Here is a 15,623-nt window from a genome sequence, read left to right as displayed (position 1 = left end):
CCAAATATTCTTTTTGATTATATCTCTACAACAGTGACACCAACACCACCTTCGTCTGGTCTACCAAATCTGTAATTTTTAATTCTCTTGTCATGGCGTAGGTGATTCCATATTCCGGTGGCAAGCTTACCTGTACCTTTTCCGTGGATTATGTAGCCCATCGTAAAATCAGACATAAGGAGCTGGTCGATGAATTCGTCTATTTTCTCAACAGCTTCTTCAACAGTCATTCCTCTGACATCTATTTCGTTACTTGTTAGGCTCGGACCAAAAACTCTGTGCTTTGTTGTATGAGGATGACTCGGTTTTTGGGTTAGTTCTGCTGATTCTTTGGTTCCTACTTTCACCAACTTCTCTGGTTTGATTTCGATTTTCAAACCATTGAAATCAACGACGGCTTTGTTTCCTTTAAATTCTACGACTTTTCCCAAAGCTGTACCGTCAAACAATCTTACTGTATCACCAACGCTTATCGTCCTCTCTTCCTGAGAAACTACTGTTTCGTACATAACCTTCTCGATTTTTTCTTGTACGTTTTCAAGGTGTTTGACTTCACTTTCAATTTCTTTGAGTCTCTTCCTTATAAGCTGCTCACTTTCTGTATTCTTGCTCTGAAGTGTTATTTGTAAATCTCGCTTCGCTTTTTGGATATCTTTGTAGACCTCTCTCAGTTCTTTATCGAATTCTTCCATTTTCTTAACTTTCAACAATTTGTACTTTTCCTCAAATTCCCTCTTTTGTCTGGTATAATCCCTGAGCGTCTGTTCAAGCTCTCTTTTGCGGAACTCGAGTTCGCTTATCTGTTTGTTCAAACTCTTGATCAATTCCTCAATTTTCACATGTTCTTCATCAAGGTGTTTTCTTGCTCTTTCAAGTATTCCATCTGGTAAACCGTATTTCTTCGAGATCTCGAAAGCATGAGAAGCTCCAGGTATGTTCATTAAAACTCTATATTTAGGTGACAGAGTCTCCGGATCGAATTCCATCGATGCTGTGACGAGTCTATCGTGGGACATCGAGTATAATTTTACTGGCGTTAAGTGGGTAGTCACAACAAACTTGATCCTTCTGGCTACGAGTTCTTCGATTATTCCGAGTGCTATCGCACTTCCTTCGTACGGATCAGTACCTGAGCCAAGTTCATCTATCAGTACCAATGAGTTATCATCAGCCAACTCGAGAGCTCTCACTATGTTCACGATATGGCCTGAAAAGGTACTAAGGTTTTCCAAAATGCTCTGACTATCGCCAATGTCAACGTAGATATCTAACAGCGGTATGCGACTACTCTCGCCAGCCAATATTGGAAAACCACTTCTCACTAAAATTATGGAAACGGCTATTGTCTTGAGCAGCACCGTCTTTCCACCAGTGTTTGGACCTGTAACCACAATACCAAGTTTGTCCGCTGGAAGTTCTATATCTACAGGAACTACTTTGTCTGGATGTATTAAGGGATGCCGTGCTCTCGAAAGTTTTAAGTACTTGCCTTCAGGAATTACTATGGAAGCATTCTTTTCAATCACATATCTGACTTTTGCAAACAAACCATCGAGTCGTTTCAAAACATTTATATCAGACTTTATTTGAGAAAGCCTGTCGAATATCTTAGAAGTCAGTTCTCTCAGTATCCGAGCAATTTCTTTAGCTTCTTCTTCTGAAAGAATACGAATTTTATCGTTCATCGGTATTATTTCTTCCGGTTCAATGTAGACCGTTGAACCGGAGGAAGATAGTCCGTGAACGATACCTTTCAATTTCCCTCTTTCATTTGCTTTGACAGGTAAGACGTACCTTTCGTTCTTTATGGTGTAGCTAAGCTCTTGCAAGACATTCTGATTGTGTGCAATGAATCTTTCAAGTTTATGCCTTATGTCTCTCAGTGTTTCGTTGTACTCGTTCCTGATTTTTTTCAAAAGTACCGAAGCATTGTCTTTCACTTTCCCGTTATCGTCTATTACGCTTCTTATAGCATTTATTATCTCGTCGTAATTCCCGAGCTTTGATACGAACGATAGCACTGTGGCTTGTGAATTTAGTATACGCTGATTTTTAAAACTTTCCCTTAACGTTTTTATTCCGGAGAGAAATTTGAGAATGGCAAGGAAGTCCTCACCTTCGATCAGCAAACCAGATTCTACTTTTTGCAAGATGGGTCTTACATCTATAAAAGCATCGGACGTTGGGTATCCTTCAACTCTGACAAAGTCACAAAGTTCAGAAACATATGTCAATTCCTGAATAACATCAACATTGTATGGATTAAGACTTTCAAGATACTCTTTTCCAAGAGACGAATAACAATAATACTTGTAAGTATTTAAAACTTCTGGATAATCTATTTTTTCTTTAATATATTCTAAGTAACTAACTTTTGATTCCACAAGAATTTTCTCGCTGAATTCCTCCATTTCCTCTCCTCCAATTCCGTGCCTTTATTCTAAAACGTATACATTCCCATAGATTTTTCTTGCATCAATATAAAACTCAGAATTGTGCTTTTTACTCAACACGAACAAAACTCTGCGGCTGACTTTTGGTAGGTCTACATACCCGTCCGTGAATATTATTATACCCTCACTCCTGAATCTCGTTTCGGCGATATCTACAGCTGGTTGCAGATCAGTTTCGCCACCACCGTACACTTCAAAGCTCTTCCACCCACCTGGTTTGTAATCCCCGATGAACGTAACTGATTTGTCAATTTGTATAAGTTTTAAAGGTACTTCTTGTCTTGCAATGGCATCTATCTCACTTACGAATTGATTCATCTCCTCTTCTATGATACTGCCACTCGTATCTATTATCACACAGATCCTCGGTAGATAAGTATATCTCCAACCCGGCTGGTCATCATACCTTCTGTTCGGTCTTAATGGTGTTGAGTATTTTTCACCTCTCTGAGAGAGTCCAACAAACTTCCTTATCGCTGTTTCCCAGTTGATTACTGGCTTTTTCAAGTGTAGTTCTATGTTCTGCCTTACACCAGAAGGAAGTTCACCACCAAAGAGATTAAAAGCTTTACCAATTTTCTGCTCGGTAACCTCCAATAGCATTTCAACAGGGAGATCACTTTCCATCTTGTGTGAATCGGGTAACCTCTCAGCAATCGTCTCTATATCATATCTTCCACGCTTCAGGAATTGGTCAACTATGTAATCGTGATATTCCTCGGCCGTTTTGTTAAGCATATCAATAGGAGGACCTACAAATATCAAATCGTTATCAGTACCGTGACCTTCTTCAATCAAAACGTTTAAAGGTATGCTGAACGCATCAAGTTGAGGGATGAATTGATTAATCGCTGCATCCTTAGCTATGTCCCACACCGCTTTATCGCGTTTATCTTTCGGGTGTATCAAATAGTGCCTGTTTATAATGTGCATAAGCTCGTGGAGTATTAAACCTTCTACCATTATGTCGCTTTTTGTTGCCACGCTGACTGGGTTGTATACAAACAACACATCACCATTCTTTGTGATACTTATAGATATGTTTTTCACATTTCCCTCAATGAATTGACTACCCATAAGTATATATGCATAAAATGCGTTCGACTTTATTAGATTATCTATTGCCTTCTTTAATCTTTCTTGCACACGATAACCTCCGAATTTTTCAGAATTTCACTGAGAATCTCCCCTCTATGTATCCTCCATCCTGTCCAGTGATAAAAGTAGATCTGTAAGGCAACCACCTAACAGGTAAAGAATAACCTATTCCTAAGGAATAACTGCTTTGAACATACGAGATCTTGAAATCGAGTATAGATCTAAATATATTTTCTGTATACACTGTCGGAACATTAACATTAAAAGCCGGGTCGTAGTACAAGTAGAACATAGAATACGATGCAAATATATTAATCATAATTGTGTCATATTTAGCTGAAAAGTTTATTCCCACGTTCATTCTGCCGGTTTCAGTTGCTTGTTGCGATTCTACATATTTTGTTGACAGTTCAAAAGGTACGCCTATCGAAAATCCGTAAAATTGAAGAATGGGTGCCAGTTTGAAAGAATAAGTTGAGAATTGGAAATCGTATCCACCCTGAGTATTAACAGATAATATTCCATTCGCATCAATTGGTATCTTAAAACCTATCTCACTATACGGAAAACCCAGTGTGTAATATAGTAGTCCATGTGTGCCTGAGAGCCCAAACCCATACTTTGTGTTAAAGTAAAACTCTTGAGCGAGCATAAATCCAGAAAAGGTAAGCAATATTAAGAAAATGGATAAAATCTTCTTCACAAAACCCCCTCCTAAATATCCTAATATCACTTGTACTTAAAAATCCATTAAGATTATATCACAAGGCCCGAAATCGTTCAAAAAACAAAAACCCTGGAGGTGTGAACCCCCAGGGACTATCGCTATTTTTTGTCTATAGAATCCTTTATCTAATAAAAAAGCTTAATATAGCGGGCAATATTAGGTAAATGGAAAAGTATCTTAGATGAGCTGATATCGTAAGTTGCTTTACAACAAGCAGAGCCACAATACCGGCAACAAAAGCTCCACCAAATCCAGAAAATGTAGCTGCATTCAAAACAACGTCTTTAAGTTCAAACAATCCTGCTGCAAGTGTTATCGGAAGACTTAGAAGGAAAGAAAATTTAAACGCATCTGCCCTGTTAAGACCTACTAATAAGGCACCTACTAATGTAATACCGCTTCTTGAAATACCTGGTAATACTGCTACAGCTTGAAAAAGTCCTATGAGCAGAGCATCCAAAAATGATAGCTCGTTAAGTGATTTCCTTCCAGATGCAGCATCTGAAAACCACAAAAAGGCTGCAGTAATCAAGAAAAATATCCCAATAACCCACTGTGACGAGAAAATATTTTCGATTTTCTTTTCAAAAAACAAGCCTACTAAACCGGCTGGAATGGTAGCAACGATGAGTTTAAAAACTAAGTTCCATATTTCTTTATCAAGCTTGAACATGCCGTAAAGAATACTCCAAACATCTTTCCAGAGAAAAATTAGAACCACTAAGAAAGTTGCGAGGTGCAGAAAGGCAAATAAAGATAAATTAGATTGAAGTCCGAAAAGTTTCGAAAAAAGTCCCAAATGTCCTGAGCTTGACACTGGTAGAAACTCTGTAAGTCCTTGTACAACTCCGAGGAAGAAATCTTTCACCTTTTTCGCTCCTTTCACATTATATAGAGGTATTATTTGTACAGATCAAAAATAATACCGTTAATCTCTCCAACTTTCTCTGCCATTTTTAGTGTATCTTTTTCTGCCTGCATGAGTAGGCTCGTCAGCTGTTCAAGCCTTTCGTCAATTTGCTCAGCAATTATGTGTAATCTCGGCTGAGATAATGAATAGTCATATTTACCAGCTAATTTATACAGGTTCTTCTCTACATATTTTAGAATATTTTTTATGCGTTCTTTGTATTTCTTCAAATTCTCAGGTGTTGGCGAACGGACAAAGTCGTTACCCGCTTCAACAACTTCACTTACCATCTCTTCGATGGTCTTTTTGATTGCCTCGCTCTCAGCTTCTTCGAATATACCAGCAAATGAACTCTTGATCTCAGAGTGCACTGACTCTTTTTTGTGAGATTTTTTACCCTTGATATTCGAACTTTTCAATTTCGGGTCATTTGAAGGTGGTTCTATCCTCACGTTTTAACCTCTCTTCAAATTAATAGTGTTTGTCTTACTTCTCAACTGCCTTTGCAACATTTTCAGCTAATGTTCTGAAAGCCTGTTCAATTTCGCTCTCTCTGTAATAAAGTGTTATTGGTTTACCTTCGTCGAGTAATTCAAGAGCTTTTGGATCCATGGGAATGCGTCCTAAGACGGGAACTGAATATTCTTCGGCAAGTGCATCGGCCCCGCCTTTTCCAAATGGATACACGACTTCCTCTTTACATCTCATGTAGGACATGTTTTCTACTATTCCAAGGACTTTCTGATTCATTGCATGGACGAATGCTATCGCTCTCCTAACATCATCGAGTGCCACCTTTTGTGGTGTTGTGACCATAATTACTCCATCTATTTGGCCAAGCGTCTGGAAAAGGCTTAGTGCTTCATCACCCGTCCCCGGTGGCAAATCAAATATCATGAAATCAAGCTTACCCCAATTGGTATCACCCAAGAATTGTTTTATTGCCGAATGTTTTAAAGGACCACGCCAGATAATTGGCTTACCTTCCTCCACCATCATGGATATTGATAAGGCTTTCAGATTTGGAAGTATCTCTGCAGGCACTATTCTTTCATCTTCGTCAATTAGCGGAGTTGCATTCCCACCGAGCATCCTAACAATATCCGGTCCGTGGATGTCGATATCAAGTATTCCAACGTTATAGCCACTCTCGGCAAGAGCCGTTGCTAAGTTCACAGAGACAGTTGTCTTACCAACCCCACCCTTTCCACTCAGAACAGCGATAAAATGCTTTACATTTTCTTTTAACGTGGTAATCTTTTGGTCTTCAGAAAGTTTCACCCTGGCCAATGTAAAATCTAAGTGAACAGAACTGTGTATAGCTTCGGTTGTTTCTTCAGCATCCCTATCAAGTATGTTAACTCCTGCCCAATTAACCTTATCGTTAACTTCGTAAACAACGTCGCTTTGTTTATCTTCTCTATCACTAATCCCAGTTTCAACCTTTCAAAATAGTACTCTATCTCCCACCTCTTCCTGTATATCGCCCTCATCAGCTCACTTTTCATGAATTCTTCACCAGCTTTTCCCCTCGGCCTGATTATCTTTTCTCCTTCCCCTTCTGCCCTGAACTTTTTAACGTGATATCCCCTGTCTCCTATTATTAAACTACCTTTGCACCCTTTCGTCATTTCTATCCCTACGTCCCATTCTCGCCTCTCACTTACCTCGAAGTCCACTACTACTTTCTCTTTGCTGTTGTACAACGCATGCAATCTCTCTTTCTTATTTCTCAACTCGCTCGAATCTATCGCAAGTATGCTCCCTGCTACCTTCTTCATTATTCCTGATATCTTCGCTTTGTCTATATATTTCATCCGATACGTTAACGTCTGCCGAGTTGGTAACTTGTATGGATAATAGATATTCCCTCTCTTGACTTCATCGTAGAACTCCCTCACATACTGACATTTCGTCAAACACATTGCAATGATGACTCTTAATATGTCTAAATCCGAATATTTCCTCGTAAACATCCTCCTTGACCTCTTAAAGACAATTTTCGCAATAGCTTCTAATGATTTTTCTGGTATAATAACTTTGATCACGGGGAACTGTGCCTCCTTTCGTATTGATTGGTGTTCGATACAATTTTGGCACGGTTCCCCCTTTTTGTTAACTCTCTTTTTTATTTGTTAACTCATCCCTCCAATTTCACATCCCACTTTGGCCAGGGTCTCAGAAAGTTTAAAATCCATTATATTTTAACCTCCTTATTTAGATTGTTTTTCTAAAGCTTCTTGGTAATTCTCAGTCAAGTACCTTGCAGCGTCTTCAGGCGGTACTGGGTTGATATAAAATCCAGAACCCCATTCGAAACCTGCTACACGTGTTAAGCGTGGAATGATCTCAACATGCCAGTGATAGTAAGTCTTGCCTTCCTCAAAAACTGGTGCTGTATGTATTAAGAAATTGTATGGCGGATTGTTGAGAACAACATAAATTCTGTGAAGAACGTCCTTCATTATCCTTGCAAAAGATCTTACCTCATCTTCAGTTATGCTGCCAAAATCATGTGAATGCCTCTTTGGAAGAACCCACGTTTCAAATGGAAACCGAGCTGCGTAAGGTTCAAAAGCTATGAAGTGTTCGTTTTCTTCGATCAATCTTCTGTTTTCTATCTTTTCTTGGTTTATCATATCGCAGAAGACACATCTCTCTTTGTACGAATAGTAATCCTTGGCACCGTCAAGTTCCTCTTGGACAGTCTTTGGAACAACCGGCGTTGCAATAATTTGGCTGTGCGGGTGTGCCAAAGATGCCCCGCCTTCCTTTCCGTGATTTCTGAAGACGAGAATATATTTGACTCGTTCATCTTTTGCCATCGTTCTGAACCTTGTTACGTATGCCCAGACTACTTCCTCAGCTTGCTTGTAATCATACAGAGCAAATGTTGATTCATGATCTGGAGTTTCAACGATAACTTCGTGGTATCCAAAACCGGTCATAGCATCGTACATTCCATGACCGTACCTATCTACTGGTAACTCTGGATCAACAGCTGGAAATTTGTTTGACACAACTCGTACCCACCAGCCTGGCGTGTTTGGTTGGGTATCAGCTGGCCTGAAAGCCAAAATTTCTGGCGGTGTTGTATGCTCATTACCGTAGTCGAAAGGACAGAACGCAACTTTAACTTCTTCTGGCTGCACCTGAAAATCATGCGGTCTTTTAGCTCGTTCCGTTGAGATGATGACCCATCTTTTTACCACGGGATCTTTTCGGTATTCTGGCATATGAATTCCTCCCAAGTTTTCATTTCTTGCATTCTATTGGTTTTACTGAACTTTAGATTTCGCACGTTGGTAGAGTTTTACATATTCCTTTGCCGAACTGTCCCAGGTTAAATCTGTAGACATTGCGTTCCTTATCAGAGTACCCCAGTGTTCCTTATCGTTGTAGAAGTATACGGCCTTCGCTATGGCTTCAAACAGATGAGCTGGATCAAAGCCTTCAAAGCCAAATCCAGTTCCTTCTTTCGTAATCGGATCATATTCTTTCACTGTATCTGCAAGTCCACCAGTGTACCTAACGATAGGTATTGTGCCGTATCTCAGGCTGTACATCTGCCCTAAACCGCAAGGCTCATATCTCGATGGCATTAAGAACATGTCACTACCTGCGTATATCTTTTGCGCAAGAACCACATCGAATTTCAAGTTTATCGAATACTTATCAGGATATTTTTCACCAAGTTTCTTAAACATTTCTTCGTATTCTTCATCTCCTGTACCGAGAAGAACAAACTGAATGTCAAGCAAAGACACGTAGTCCATTATTTCAGCCATAATGTCCAAACCCTTCTGAACTACAAGTCTGTTTATCATACCTATGACAGGTACATCTCTTTCAGGAAGACCGAGCTCTTTTTGAAGCATCCTTTTATTTTCCTTTTTCTTTTCTATGGTATTTAAATCATAATTGACGTAAATTCGCTTGTCTGTTGCTGGGTTGTACTCTTCGTAATCTATACCATTTAAAATACCATATAAGTCTGAGGATCTCATTCGCAGCACGCCATCCAATTTTTCACCGTACTCCTTAGTTTGTATTTCCCTGGCGTAAGTTGGGCTTACAGTGTTGATAATGTCTGAAAATATTATGCCGCCCTTAAGGAAGTTCATTTTTCCATAAAATTCAAGACCGTCTATGTTGAAGAGATAATCAGGTAGCCCAGCAAATCTCATGTACGATGGTTCATAAATTCCTTGGTATCCTAAATTGTGAATCGTAATCATGGAAGCTGCTCTGGATATTAAATCATCGTTTCTGTAAACAGTTTTCATGTACACTGGGATCAAAGCGGTCTGCCAATCATTAACATGAACCACATCGTAAGTGAAATTCAGCTTTTTTACCGCTTCAAGAACAGCGTTAGAGAAAAATATCGCTTGCTCTGCCAAATCAGGTCCAGCGTATACCTCATCTGCACTGAAATAATATTCGTTCGCTATAAGAAAGACATTGACATCTTTCGTTCCTGGCAATTTTGTTTTGTATATATCAAATTTCTCAGTTGTTGATAGTACTGGAAGTTCAATTCCTTCAGAGAGTTTCTCGATGGTATAACCAAATTTCGCAGCATTTTCGTCTACCTTTTTGTGATATGGCATGTAGATATCAACCGTAACGCCTTGTCTTTCAAGATATTTCGGAAGCGCTCCAACTACGTCAGCTAAACCACCAACTTTTGCAAACGGATAAACTTCATACGACACCATTGCTATCCTCATTTCTTTCACCTCCTAAAATAATCACTTGCTCTAATAAATTCATCATGAGTAAATACTATGTAGTCACACTTCGAGCCTATTTTGTTTATGAAGCGTGCACAGTCATCTTTTCTTAACCACCTTATTATATCATAAAACTCTACTTTATTCATTACGATATCTCCCGTGTAAAGCACACGGCCCATATTGTAAGTTTCAATAACAAAAGACAGATGTTCCTTTGCATGCCAAGGGGTGTGAAAGACAGTTACCTTACCATCGAAAAGTTTACTTCCAGCATCTATTTCAATTACGCGCTTCCATGAATTAATTATTTCCAAATACAATTTGCTTTTAATTATTCCAAATTTACTGTAAGGCTTATTCTTATAAGCTGGGTGGATATAAACTGTAGCATTTGAAAAAAGACGTGTAGCGTATGCGTGGTCTAAGTGCAAATGAGTAAGTAATATATCGGTTATATCCTCGAGCTTGATGCTTCTTTTTTCAAATTCTTCTTCCAAGAAATGAAAAGACACATAGTCTCCCGGGTCGATAAGCACCTTACGTTCGTTGTATTCTAATAGTACAGGTGTGGAGTAAGCAACTTCTACTGTTTTAGGCACCCTTATGCTACCACCGTAGGATAGTATGTGTATTCTCATGCGTTCATTCCTCCTTGTACATCGTGTATTCAACCCATATTCTATATGATACCACACCACTTTGTAGATTCTCAAGAAACTTGTTGAAAATGTCTAAAAGTATATGATATAATAAATGTACCTTAGTACCTAATGGAGGTGGAAATATGAAGTACAGATGCACTGTTTGCGGTTACATTTATGATCCTGAAGTTGGAGATCCAGATTCCGGCATCAATCCAGGCACACCGTTTGAAAATCTTCCAGACGATTGGACATGCCCAGTTTGCGGAGTAAGTAAGGATATGTTCGAACCTCTTGAATAATTTCAAACCTATTCAAGATTTAATTTCAGAAAGACAAAGTCAATTCGGGGGGCATGCCCCCCGATTTATCCATAAATAATATTATTGAAATATTTGAGAAGGAGTTGATTATATTATGGTAAGAGTTAGGTTTGCTCCAAGCCCAACAGGTTATTTACACGTAGGTGGGGCAAGAACGGCTTTATTCAATTACTTGTTTGCAAGAAAGATGGGCGGAAAGTTTATACTGAGGATAGAAGATACGGACATCGAAAGATCCGAAAAAGTCTTCGAGGAACAACTGATAAGTGCGTTGAAATGGTTGGGACTCGATTGGGACGAAGGACCAGACATCGGTGGTGATTATGGGCCATACAGACAGAGTGAGCGCACAGAACTTTATCATAAATATGCACAAGAGCTTGTCAAGCAGGGAAAAGCTTACGAAGTCTATGCATACCCTGAAGAAATAGAGGCCATGAGAGAGCAGCTTTTGGCAGAGGGTAAGCCACCTCACTATACAAGAGAGATGCTTGAACCTTATAACACAGAAGAAAGAAAAAGAGAGTACGAAGAAAAAGGATTAAGACCTGCAATTTACTTCTCAATGCCGAGAAAGGATTACATAATAAACGATGTTGTAAAAGGTGAGGTCGTTTTTAAAGCTGGTAGCGTTGGTGACTTCGCACTCCTTAGAAGCAATGGCATGCCAACATACAATTACGCTTGTGTTATCGATGATGGACTGATGAAGATAACTCATGTTTTGCGTGGTGATGACCACCTTTCAAATACAGTTAAGCAAGTTGCACTCTACGAAGCATTCGGTTGGGATACACCTGTTTTTGGACATGTCTCAATGATACTCGGTCCTGATGGAAGTAAACTGAGTAAGAGGCATGGTGCAACTTCTGTAGAAGAATTTAAGTCGAGAGGCTACTTACCAGAATCATTGGTGAACTTCTTAGCATTGCTTGGATGGTCACACCCAGAAGGAAAGGAAATCTTGACAAAGCAAGAATTAGTAGAAAGTTTCTCATTGGAAAGATTAGTAAAGAATCCGGCAATTTTCAACCCAGAGAAATTGCGCTGGATGAATTCAGAACACATAAGGATGAAACCGGTTAGGGAAATCGTGTTGTTAGCGAAAGAATTCATGAGTAAAGATATTGATGAAAGCTACTTGGAAAAGATAATCCCAGCAGTTAAGGACAGAATAGAAGAACTTTCGCAATTGCCAGAACTGACAGAGTTCTTCTTCAAAAGACCAGAAAATTTGCCAGAGAAAACACCAGAAGCGCATGAAACGTACGAAAACTTGTTAAACGAATTGAAGAACATAGAAAATTGGAACAAGGAAAGTATATATGCAGCGTTTAAAAATGTGATGAAAGGTGCAAAGCTTAAAGGTAAAGATTTCTACATGACGCTAAGACTTGTACTCACTGGAAAACACGAAGGTCCTGAGCTAATTGATATATTGGAGATACTCGGCAAAGAAGAAGTGCTTGCAAGGATAGAGCAATTCCTAAGTAAGTGATAAAGAAATAACATTTGGAGCGTGAGTGGAATGAGCCATAAGGTACATATAACGGACACGCTAACAAAGAATAAAGTACCGCTTGAAACAATCGAGCCAGGAATAGTTAAGATGTACGTCTGTGGACCTACCGTGTACAACTACATACACATTGGAAATGCCCGTCCAATGGTTGTTTTTGATGCATTTAGGAGGTTTCTCGAATTTGTTGGTTATAAGGTGATAATGGTTCAGAATTTTACAGACATCGACGACAAGATAATTAACGAGGCTAATGAATGGGGAGTTGACTGGAAAACAGTTGCAGATACATTTATTGCAGAATATTTCCACGATGCGCATTTACTTGGTGTAAGGGCGGCAAACTATCATCCCAGGACAACCGATTTTGTTGAAGATATAGTAGAGGCTGTTAAGAGAATTATTGAAAATGGATACGCATATCCTGTTGAGAATGGTGATGTATATTTTAGCGTTAGGAAATTGCCAGGCTACGGTAAATTATCAGGGAAAAATCCGGACGATTTACGTGCCGGGGCACGTGTGGATATAAGCGATGCAAAGAAAGACCCTCTTGATTTCGTTTTGTGGAAATCGGCCAAGCCCGGCGAGCCAAAGTGGGAAAGTCCATGGTGTGCAGGAAGACCAGGATGGCACATTGAATGTTCAGTAATGTCTCAAAAGCTCCTCGGTGATATGTTCGATATCCATGGTGGCGGTGAGGACTTAATCTTTCCGCACCACGAAGATGAGATAGCACAGGGTGAGGCTTTGACCGGTAAGCCACCTGCAAAATACTGGATGCACAACGGAATGATCATCGTGCGTGGGGACAAGATGAGCAAATCTCTGGGAAATACATTCATGGTTAGAGAAGCCGTTAGAAAATACGGTAAAGATGGCGTCAAAATTTTCCTTCTGTCCAAACACTACAGGTCACCTATGGAATTCTCAGATGAAATCTTGAGCGATAACATGAAAGCCGCAACGAGAGTTCATAATACTTTGAAGAGGTTTACAGAAAAATACAAGTACCCGTTGGTTCCAAAAGAAGATACTGAAATGAAAGAATACATAGACAAGTTTGTTGAAGCCCTCTCTGACGACTTTAATACACCAATAGCACTTTCGATAATCTTCGACGTGTCAAAAGAATTGAACAAAGCTATGGACAGTGGAGATGATCAGAGGGCCCTTAAAATGTATCACTTGATTAAGCGTGTTTTCGGACCTGTATTGGGGATATTTGACGCAGAAATTGTCACAACTGAGATTTCATCAGACATAGTCGACAATGTAATTCAAAAGGTTATAGATCTGAGAACTGAATTCAGAAAACAAAAGCAATACGATTTAGCCGACAAGGTGAGAAATACACTGTTAGAAGCAGGTGTGAAGTTACTCGACACACCAGAAGGAACGAAATATGAGATAGTGGAGGGAGAAAAATGAGATATACGCAGTTTTACGCGCCAACTTTGAAAGAAGCCCCGGCAGATTCCGAAGTTCCAAGCCAAGAATTACTCATCAGAGCTGGGTTCATAAGAAAAATAGCCGCAGGTGTTTACACTTACCTACCACTGGGTAGAAGAGTTCTTTTAAAGATTGAAAACATAGTTAGGGAAGAAATGAACAAAATAGGTGCAAATGAGATTTTGATGCCAATAATTCAACCTGCTGAACTGTGGAAACAATCGGGCAGGTGGGAAGATTACGGTCCTGAGATGATGAAGTTGAAAGACCGCCATGGACGAGATTTTACATTGGGACCAACTCACGAAGAACTCGTCACTTTCCTCGTTCAAAACGAATTGAATAGCTATAGACAGCTTCCAATAACACTTTACCAGATGGCAAATAAATACAGAGATGAAATCCGTCCAAGGTTCGGAGTCCTGCGCGCAAGGGAATTTATAATGAAAGATGGCTACAGTTTCCACGACAGCTGGGAGTCTTTGGATGAGACTTATCAAGCTCATAGAAGAGCTTATTCAAACATCATGGAGCGCATAGGTCTGAAATATGCCGTTGTTGAAGCGTCGTCCGGTGCGATAGGCGGTAGCGAAAGTCACGAATTCGTGGCTTTTGCCGACACAGGGGAAAGCAATATACTCTATTGTGAGTGCGGTTACGCCGGTAATGACGAGAGAGTACCATATGTTGGTGATATCGTGTACGACAATGAAGATGAAAAGACCATTGAAAAAGTCTACACTCCAAACGTAAAAACAGCACAAGATGTTGCTGATTTTCTTGGTGTTCCGGTAAGAAAAATCGTTAAAACGTTAATCTACAAAGGGCGAAATGGCTATTTCATGGCATTAGTACCTGGCGATAGGGAACTAAACGAAGAAAAACTTAAAGCTTTCATTAATGACCAATCATTAACATTTGCAACACCTGACGATATATATAGAGATTTTGGAGTTCCTATCGGATTTTTAGGACCCGTTGGAGTCAAGGGTATAAAGATAATAGCGGATAATCAAGTAAAAGGCATGAAAAACTTTGTTGTTGGTGGAATGGAGAAAGATTACCACTTCGTGAATGTAAACGTTGGGCGAGATTTTGTGCCAAGTGAATGGACAGACTTGGTTGTCACGACAGCAGGTGACCCGTGCCCACATTGTGGAAAGCCCATGAACATGAAAAAGGGTATCGAGCTTGGGCATATATTCAAGCTTGGCACAAAGTATTCAGAAGCTATGGGAACAAAATACATGGATAGAGATGGGCAGCTCAAACCATTCATCATGGGTTGCTATGGTTGGGGTATATCACGAACGATGGGTGCGATCGTTGAACAACTTTACGACGAAAAAGGTATCATATGGCCGCTATCTGTTGCACCGTTTACCGTTGTAATTACACCAGTGAGCAGTAACGAGAATTTGATGAGTTTTGCAGAAAAAGTGTACAAATTCTTGTCAGAAAAAGGCGAAGAGGTTCTCTTCGATGACAGAAATGTCTCTCCTGGCGTAAAATTCAGCGATGCTGATCTAATAGGTATACCATTCAGAATGACTATAGGTAAGGCATTAAATGAGGGCTTCGTAGAAATTAAACGGAGAACTGGGAAACAATTGAGAGTCGAAGCCGACTTGGAGAAAATATACGAGGTCTTACAGAAATCAAAAGAAGAATACAGTCCGCACGAAAGGTATTAGTTTTGAGAGCTCACCACCCTTAGCGTTTCAAGGCTTAGGGTGGTTTTTTTAATGCACCAGAAAGGAG

14 protein-coding genes are annotated in these 15,623 nt (G+C 39.7%); 4 read left to right on the top strand and 10 right to left on the bottom strand.

Annotation, left to right across the window (positions count from 1 at the left end):
• Positions 1 to 17: 17 nt before the first annotated feature.
• From IB67_RS04075 to IB67_RS04030, 10 genes are all read right to left on the bottom strand, one after another.
• A complete protein-coding gene (locus IB67_RS04075) occupies positions 18 to 2,411 on the bottom strand; it encodes an endonuclease MutS2 (RefSeq protein ID WP_072761151.1) in 2,394 nt (797 codons plus the stop codon).
• Between the two features lie 24 nt (positions 2,412 to 2,435).
• Entirely contained in the window at positions 2,436 to 3,599 is a 1,164-nt protein-coding gene (locus tag IB67_RS04070) for a vWA domain-containing protein (protein WP_072761154.1), read from the bottom strand.
• 19 nt (positions 3,600 to 3,618) lie between these two features.
• Positions 3,619 to 4,254, bottom strand: coding sequence for a hypothetical protein (locus tag IB67_RS04065; RefSeq protein WP_072761160.1), 636 nt, complete (start codon positions 4,252 to 4,254; stop codon positions 3,619 to 3,621).
• A 145-nt stretch (positions 4,255 to 4,399) separates the two neighbouring features.
• Positions 4,400 to 5,146, bottom strand: coding sequence for an undecaprenyl-diphosphate phosphatase (locus IB67_RS04060; protein ID WP_072761161.1), 747 nt, complete (start codon positions 5,144 to 5,146; stop codon positions 4,400 to 4,402).
• Positions 5,147 to 5,178: 32 nt separating this feature from the next.
• Entirely contained in the window at positions 5,179 to 5,640 is a 462-nt protein-coding gene (locus IB67_RS04055; RefSeq protein WP_072761162.1) for a YaaR family protein, read from the bottom strand.
• A 34-nt stretch (positions 5,641 to 5,674) separates the two neighbouring features.
• The gene (locus IB67_RS04050; RefSeq protein WP_498875512.1) at positions 5,675 to 6,469 is read right to left on the bottom strand and encodes an Mrp/NBP35 family ATP-binding protein; all 795 of its coding nucleotides are present in this window, start codon (positions 6,467 to 6,469) and stop codon (positions 5,675 to 5,677) included.
• Between the two features lie 17 nt (positions 6,470 to 6,486).
• The gene (locus IB67_RS04045) at positions 6,487 to 7,236 is read right to left on the bottom strand and encodes a transposase (protein ID WP_498875164.1); all 750 of its coding nucleotides are present in this window, start codon (positions 7,234 to 7,236) and stop codon (positions 6,487 to 6,489) included.
• Between the two features lie 165 nt (positions 7,237 to 7,401).
• On the bottom strand, positions 7,402 to 8,424 hold the full coding sequence (galT, locus tag IB67_RS04040) for a galactose-1-phosphate uridylyltransferase (protein ID WP_072760133.1): 1,023 nt from the start codon (positions 8,422 to 8,424) through the stop codon (positions 7,402 to 7,404).
• A 42-nt stretch (positions 8,425 to 8,466) separates the two neighbouring features.
• Entirely contained in the window at positions 8,467 to 9,921 is a 1,455-nt protein-coding gene (locus tag IB67_RS04035) for a glycogen synthase (RefSeq protein ID WP_339747018.1), read from the bottom strand.
• A 5-nt stretch (positions 9,922 to 9,926) separates the two neighbouring features.
• Complete coding sequence (locus IB67_RS04030) at positions 9,927 to 10,565, bottom strand: MBL fold metallo-hydrolase (RefSeq protein WP_072760137.1); 639 nt, start codon at positions 10,563 to 10,565, stop codon at positions 9,927 to 9,929.
• A gap of 146 nt (positions 10,566 to 10,711) precedes the next feature.
• On the opposite strand from IB67_RS04030, the gene rd reads away from it, so the two are divergent.
• The 4 genes from rd (at position 10,712) to IB67_RS04010 (ending at position 15,556) form a co-directional block, all read left to right on the top strand.
• Complete coding sequence (gene rd / locus IB67_RS04025; protein WP_072760139.1) at positions 10,712 to 10,870, top strand: rubredoxin; 159 nt, start codon at positions 10,712 to 10,714, stop codon at positions 10,868 to 10,870.
• Positions 10,871 to 10,985: 115 nt separating this feature from the next.
• Positions 10,986 to 12,389 carry a glutamate--tRNA ligase gene (gene gltX, locus IB67_RS04020; protein WP_072760141.1) on the top strand — a complete coding sequence of 468 codons (1,404 nt, stop codon included), beginning with the start codon at positions 10,986 to 10,988 and terminating at the stop codon, positions 12,387 to 12,389.
• Positions 12,390 to 12,419: 30 nt separating this feature from the next.
• The gene (gene cysS, locus IB67_RS04015; protein ID WP_072760143.1) at positions 12,420 to 13,841 is read left to right on the top strand and encodes a cysteine--tRNA ligase; all 1,422 of its coding nucleotides are present in this window, start codon (positions 12,420 to 12,422) and stop codon (positions 13,839 to 13,841) included.
• Positions 13,838 to 15,556: a proline--tRNA ligase gene (locus IB67_RS04010; RefSeq protein ID WP_072760145.1), complete on the top strand. Its 1,719-nt coding sequence runs from the start codon at positions 13,838 to 13,840 to the stop codon at positions 15,554 to 15,556. The genes cysS and IB67_RS04010 overlap by 4 nt, the downstream gene beginning before the upstream one ends.
• Positions 15,557 to 15,623 lie beyond the last annotated feature (67 nt).

It is taken from the genome of Fervidobacterium riparium, from assembly GCF_025370035.1.
Taxonomy (GTDB): Bacteria; Thermotogota; Thermotogae; order Thermotogales; family Fervidobacteriaceae; genus Fervidobacterium; species Fervidobacterium gondwanense.
Note: the sequence above shows the minus strand (reverse complement) of the source record. Positions and strands in the feature narration are given on the sequence as shown.

Coding starts and splice junctions, on each gene's coding strand:
- IB67_RS04075 (WP_072761151.1), bottom strand. CDS start 2,411: ATGGAGGAATTCAGCGAGAAAATTCTTGTGGAATCAAAAGTTAGTTAC.
- galT (WP_072760133.1), bottom strand. CDS start 8,424: ATGCCAGAATACCGAAAAGATCCCGTGGTAAAAAGATGGGTCATCATC.
- IB67_RS04035 (WP_339747018.1), bottom strand. CDS start 9,921: ATGAGGATAGCAATGGTGTCGTATGAAGTTTATCCGTTTGCAAAAGTT.
- IB67_RS04030 (WP_072760137.1), bottom strand. CDS start 10,565: ATGAGAATACACATACTATCCTACGGTGGTAGCATAAGGGTGCCTAAA.
- rd (WP_072760139.1), top strand. CDS start 10,712: ATGAAGTACAGATGCACTGTTTGCGGTTACATTTATGATCCTGAAGTT.
- gltX (WP_072760141.1), top strand. CDS start 10,986: ATGGTAAGAGTTAGGTTTGCTCCAAGCCCAACAGGTTATTTACACGTA.
- cysS (WP_072760143.1), top strand. CDS start 12,420: ATGAGCCATAAGGTACATATAACGGACACGCTAACAAAGAATAAAGTA.
- IB67_RS04010 (WP_072760145.1), top strand. CDS start 13,838: ATGAGATATACGCAGTTTTACGCGCCAACTTTGAAAGAAGCCCCGGCA.